The 1,733-nt window shown below is 60.6% G+C and carries 2 protein-coding genes and 1 pseudogene; 1 reads left to right on the forward strand and 2 read right to left on the reverse strand.

All coding sequences use genetic code 11. From position 1 onward, the window contains the following. Window positions 1-183, reverse strand: a pseudogene (locus WCE35_RS09735) (integrase); the annotation flags it as partial. Then, on the reverse strand, window positions 183-698 hold the full coding sequence (locus WCE35_RS09740; RefSeq protein WP_424593131.1) for a tyrosine-type recombinase/integrase: 516 nt from the start codon (window positions 696-698) through the stop codon (window positions 183-185). The gene WCE35_RS09740 and the pseudogene WCE35_RS09735, both read right to left, overlap by 1 nt. 556 nt (window positions 699-1,254) lie before the next feature. Between WCE35_RS09740 and WCE35_RS09745 the strand changes: the two genes are divergently transcribed. Beyond that, window positions 1,255-1,733, forward strand: a 479-nt coding sequence (locus WCE35_RS09745) for a transposase (protein ID WP_424593132.1), incomplete at its 3' end; no start/stop codon positions are given.

The raw sequence follows: 1,733 nt of genomic DNA on the forward strand, positions 1-1,733 counted from the left end.
GGTGATGCCGGCTGCCGCGGCGGCCGCCTTCACGTAACGATGGAACTGGCGCGGTGAGATCGGCTTGTCGCGCAGATACCCGGGAAAGATCCAGCGGTCGCCCGGTGCAACGTCGCGGTCATGACGGTTGTCGCGCTCCTTCCACCACTGCCGTAGCAGAACCATCACGTCATCCGGCAGCATCACGTTGCGGTCCTTCTGCCCCTTGCTTTGCTCCACTCCACGCGGATGATGTGTTGCTCCCGGTCGATGTCGCGCACCCTGAGACGCGTCACCTCTCCGCCGCGCAGGCCGCAGCCGTAGCCGATGCTGAGCATCACGCGCGCCTTCATGCCCGGCGCATGGCCGATCACACGCTCGACCTCGTCGGGCGCAAGCACCACGGCGATCTTCTGCGGTTCTCTCAGATGATAGATTTCCGCCGCAAGATCGTGCCGGCGCATTGTGACCTTCAGCAGGAACTTCACGCCGGTCATGATGCGGTTGCGATTGTGAATGCTTTTGCCGCTGGCGATGAGATGGAGCTGGAATTTGCGCACATCATCCGGCGTGGCCGTCTCCGGCGAGCGGCCGAGATAGGCCGCGAACAGCTTGCAGGCGGCAATGTGCCCGCGCTGCGTGCCCTGCACGAGATTGCGGGCAACCATGTCTTCGATCATGCGCTGGCGCAGCGGCGAAATCTTGGTAGGCGTTCTCATGGGGAGCGTACTCCTGAGCGAGGTTGTTGGGACCTCGATGCTCAAGGACGGGCTCTCCACCCCGCTACTTCAGATTATCCGACTGGTTACCGGCCTCGCCGACCAGGCTCCCACTCTTCCCGCACAGCGGGCTGTCGCGTAGCGACTTCGTGCCCTGTATAAGTGCCCCAGCTGCCCGCGTGAGTGACGGCCGTAGCTGAAGATCATGTTCGTCTCTAACCACGTGCCTCGTCAGAAGGAATCGGGACCAATCTGACGCCGACTGCATTGAACCCGTTCAGTCGATCGAGGATCTGCGTTTCAGCGCGCGCAAGAACCGAGGCATAAAGGTGAGGTGGGATCGTCCGCTCCTCGCGAGCACGCTGACGCTCGACAATTCTACTGTTGATGCCAACGACGCCGCGCGCGCTCGCTGCTCCGTCCGAGAGGAGGGCACCCATAATGGCTGCTGGCAGCCTGGTGTCGAGCGGCTCGACTTTGCCATCAGGCCCAACATCCTGGACCGGCAGATGAAATCAGAACGATACCCCTAAGACAGCGGAGCAAGGGCAGCCTCATCTGTACCGCCGCTCTTGAACTCTCGACCAACCAGGTCACGCATTTCTATTCGAAGCGCAAGAACACGGCGGAGATGATCAAGATGCTGGAGATGCTGCTTGCGAAGTACCGCGATCAAGATCGGATCTATTTATCGTGGGATGCCGCCTCCTGGCATGGGTCAAAAGCCTTCTTCAAAAGAGTCGACGAGATCAACGCACGAGACGTCAATCCAGCTTTGCCCAGACCGCAAGTCGAGCTGGCGCCGCTCCCGAGCGGTGCTCAATGCCTGAACGTCATAGAGTCGGTCTTCAGCGGGATGGCCCGAGCGGTCATTCACAACAGCGACTATGCGTCGGTCAACGAATGCAAGACTGCAATCGATAGGTACTTCCGCGAGCGGAACGCCGCGTTCGCGAAAAACCCACGCCGGGCTGGCAACGTCATTTGGGGCAAGGAACGAGAACTGCCCATCTTCAGTGAGGCAAACAACTGCAA

The sequence above is a fragment of the Bradyrhizobium sp. genome, assembly GCF_049691595.1.
Taxonomy (GTDB): Bacteria; Pseudomonadota; Alphaproteobacteria; order Rhizobiales; family Xanthobacteraceae; genus Bradyrhizobium.

Bases quoted from the DNA above. Each gene is read 5' to 3' on its own strand.
- WCE35_RS09740 (WP_424593131.1), bottom strand. From the start codon at position 698: ATGAGAACGCCTACCAAGATTTCGCCGCTGCGCCAGCGCATGATCGAA.